The organism is Megasphaera sp. UBA4382 (genome assembly GCF_002391155.1).
Taxonomy (GTDB): Bacteria; Bacillota; Negativicutes; order Veillonellales; family Megasphaeraceae; genus Megasphaera; species Megasphaera hexanoica.
Genome location: NZ_DGRS01000073.1, coordinates 1 through 3467 on the forward strand (window position 1 = coordinate 1; position 3467 = coordinate 3467).

The following is a 3467-nucleotide window of genomic DNA, read 5'->3' on the forward strand; positions in this document are numbered from 1 at the left end:
GATATGTACGCCCGCCTGTCGGCAACGATTTATTCCAATATGGAAGACTTTCCAGCGAGCCAGAATAGTAAAGAAATCCGCTGGATACAGAATGATGTTACCATCGTGACCCGGCTCGATGACAAAAAAGACGGCGAAGGGTATTATACGGTCCTCATCCGCCGCTATAATAATCACGTCCTGTCCGAATAGTGATGCATAGAGAATATGAATCGAACATATTGACAGAATGACTTTTTCTGTTATAATATAGTAAATTCGGATTTTACCTTTTGACTTTTGATTTTTTAGAATAGAGGAGAGTAGTATGAACCGTTTAAAGACAGTCTTTCTCATGACTCTGCTGGCGGTGATTATGATGGCCATTGGCAGAGCGTTTGGCGGTGTTCATGGCATGACCGTCATGCTCATTCTCGCAACGGGGATGAATTTCTTTTCCTACTGGTTCAGTGATTCCATCGTCCTGCGCATGTACCACTGCCAGCCCGTAGGTCCGGAACATCGGCTCTACCACATCGTAGAAGATCTGGCACAGCGTGCCGAACTTCCCATGCCCAAAGTATATATCATGCCGACGGAAGTCCCCAATGCCTTTGCTACAGGGCGCAACCCGTCTCACGCGGCCATCGCGGCGACGGAAGGCATCCTCGACATGCTTGATGATGAAGAAATCCGCGGTGTCCTGGCTCATGAAATGTCCCATATCCTGCACCGGGATATCCTCCTGAGCACCGTCGTGGCTACTTTTGCCAGCGTTATTTCCTGGATTGCCAATATTGCCCAGTGGGCGGCTATATTCGGACGCGGCAACGATGATGACGACAATGGCGGCATCGTCGGCCTCCTGGTAACGATCATCATCGCTCCGATTGCGGCGACGATTATCCAGCTCGGCATCAGCCGGACACGGGAATATATGGCCGATGAAGAAGGCGGCCGCATGATCGACGATCCCCTGGCCCTGGCCCGGGCGCTTGCCAAGATAGACAACTACGCCCACTATCAGGTGCTGCCAGGCGCTTCTAAGACGACGGCACACATGTGCATCATCAATCCGTTTTCCGGTATCCAGTCGGGGCTGGCCAATCTGTTCAGTACCCATCCGCCGACAGAAAAGCGGATTGAACGTTTGAAAGAATTAGATTATGAACTGCATGGCTGATGTCATACACAAAGGAACGGGCCTGCCGCGTTATGGGCAGGCCCGTTCCTGGTTCATACCATATATGTTCAATCAAAGCCCCTTTTCATCGAGGACCCGGCGCAGATCCGTGCAGGACGGTAATGAATCCGTTTCTTCATTGACGGCTGCGTAAAGTATGGGCGAATCAAAGGTGTTCCCTTTCAGGAGTTCCGCTTTGGCAACCGGGCCAGTTGGCTGGATGATGACCTTGAATTCGTAATTTTCCTGTAAAAATGCGCGGACAGCCTGACGGACGGCATCGATATCATCCGTCGTCTGTGCCGGGAAGGTGATGTGGAATGTACGGGCTTCCAGGTCAGACAGACCGGTCAGGCGCTGTTCCAGGGATGAGGCCTCTGACGCATTGGTCAGGGACAGGGAAATGATTGGAATCAGGCCCGTATCCATACATTGTTCCGACAAATCATCTATGAGATCGGGGTCTGTATCGGCGGCGATTTCCAGTGCATCGGGAAGGCCGCTGCGCAGGGCAAAGGTCATGATGTCACGGTAGTCCCGTTCGGTACGGCAGTATTCAGGCAGATCTTTTTTTTCACATTTAAAAATAAACGTCCCTTCATTGGTTGCCTGGGTGATCATCAGCAGGGCATTCCACAGCTGGGACAAATTGGGCAGGCCGTTAAAGGTGCCGGCATTGTACTCAATGATGTCATGCGGTTTTTCCCGTATCTGCTGGCAGCTGTAACAGATGTCACCCACTGTTGCGCCAGTACAGGGAACACAGATAATCGGTTTTTTCCGGTTCAGCCGGATATTTGCTAAATTAGCCATACAAAGAACCTCCCATTGATATGTATCATACAATATCAAGTATAGTGTACCACGTTATGGATATTTTTGCACCGTTTGACTTTTTCCGGTGTTTCTGCCCGGCTGGAAAGCTCCGGGCACTATTTATTTTACTTTTTTTTCGCTATTTTAGCAGATTCTATCATTTCCGGCGGCGGTTTATGGTATAATGTAATTCAATGCTTTTTTATATTTTAGTCACTGTTCCTTTTTTTCGATGAGGTGTAAATATGTTTATAGACAGAGCAAGAATATTTGTGCAGTCCGGCAAGGGCGGAGACGGGATGAGCAGCTTCCGTCATGAAAAGTTTGTACCCAAAGGCGGTCCCAATGGCGGTGACGGCGGCCAGGGAGGAAATGTCATCCTCGTGGCTGACCGCAATGTGAATACGCTGGTAGATTTCCGCTATCGCCGGTTGTTTAAAGCCAAACCGGGCGGAAAAGGCCAGGGGAGCAATAAATTCGGCCGCGACGCCGATGACCTGCTCATCCCCGTACCCGTCGGCACGGTCGTGCGCGATGAAGAATCGAACGCTCTCCTCGCTGACCTGAGCCACGACGGACAGCAGGCCATCGTCGCTAAAGGCGGCCGCGGCGGCCGGGGCAACTATCATTTCCGTACCAGTGCCAACCGGGCACCGACCTTTGCTGAACGGGGGGAACCGGGGGAAGAACGCTGGCTGCGCCTGGAACTCAAAGTACTGGCCGATGTAGGCCTTCTGGGGTATCCCAGCGTAGGAAAATCGAGCATCCTGCGCAAAGTATCTGCGGCCCAGCCGGAAGTAGCAGCCTATCATTTCACGACGCTGAACCCCATCCTCGGCGTCGTCAATCTGCCGGATCAACGCAGCTTCGTCATGGCCGATATTCCCGGCCTTATCGACGGGGCAGCCGAAGGTGTCGGTCTGGGCCATGATTTCCTGCGCCATATTGAACGGACGAAAATTCTCATCCACGTTCTCGACGTGTCCGGCAGTGAAGGACGCGATCCCATCGAGGATTATGAGAAAATCAATGGCGAACTGGCAAAATACAGTGAAAAACTGTCGCGGAAACAGCAAGTCATCGCAGCCAATAAAATCGATTTATTATCTGATGATACGAATCTGAAACGGCTCCAGCAGTATATGGATGAACGGGGCCGGGACGTATTCCCTATCTGTGCTATGTCCGGCGAAGGATTGCCGGAGCTGATGGAATATGTCTGGAAACTGCTGGAAACGTATGTGGAAGAACCGGACGAAACGGATGAAGAGGTCATCTATAAACCAGAAGAAAAACCGGATTTTGAAATTCATCGCGACGATGATGGTGCCTTTGTCATTACCGGCCCCCGGATCGAACGGCTCGTCGCCATGACGAATTTCGATGATGACATGTCCCTGCGCCGGTTCCAGCGTATCTGGCGTTATATGGAACTGGACAAGATGCTGCAAAAAGAGGGCATCCAGGAAGGCGATACGGTGCGCATTTA

At 51.3% G+C, this 3467-nt stretch carries 3 protein-coding genes and 1 pseudogene; 3 read left to right on the plus strand and 1 reads right to left on the minus strand.

The window, feature by feature from the left end:
• Both B4H10_RS08720 and htpX read left to right on the plus strand, forming a co-directional pair.
• A pseudogene (locus tag B4H10_RS08720) lies at positions 1–192 on the plus strand (hypothetical protein); the annotation flags it as partial.
• 115 nt (positions 193–307) lie between these two features.
• Complete coding sequence (gene htpX, locus B4H10_RS08725) at positions 308–1162, plus strand: zinc metalloprotease HtpX (RefSeq protein WP_075582373.1); 855 nt, start codon at positions 308–310, stop codon at positions 1160–1162.
• Positions 1163–1234: 72 nt separating this feature from the next.
• Here the strand turns inward: htpX and B4H10_RS08730 are convergent, their stop codons facing one another.
• The gene (locus B4H10_RS08730) at positions 1235–1975 is read right to left on the minus strand and encodes a type I 3-dehydroquinate dehydratase (protein WP_059075825.1); all 741 of its coding nucleotides are present in this window, start codon (positions 1973–1975) and stop codon (positions 1235–1237) included.
• Between the two features lie 248 nt (positions 1976–2223).
• On the opposite strand from B4H10_RS08730, the gene obgE reads away from it, so the two are divergent.
• Positions 2224–3467: GTPase ObgE (obgE, locus tag B4H10_RS08735; RefSeq protein WP_292018664.1), on the plus strand; the 1244-nt coding region annotated here is incomplete at its 3' end.

Coding starts and splice junctions, on each gene's coding strand:
- htpX (WP_075582373.1), top strand. CDS start 308: ATGAACCGTTTAAAGACAGTCTTTCTCATGACTCTGCTGGCGGTGATT.
- B4H10_RS08730 (WP_059075825.1), bottom strand. CDS start 1,975: ATGGCTAATTTAGCAAATATCCGGCTGAACCGGAAAAAACCGATTATC.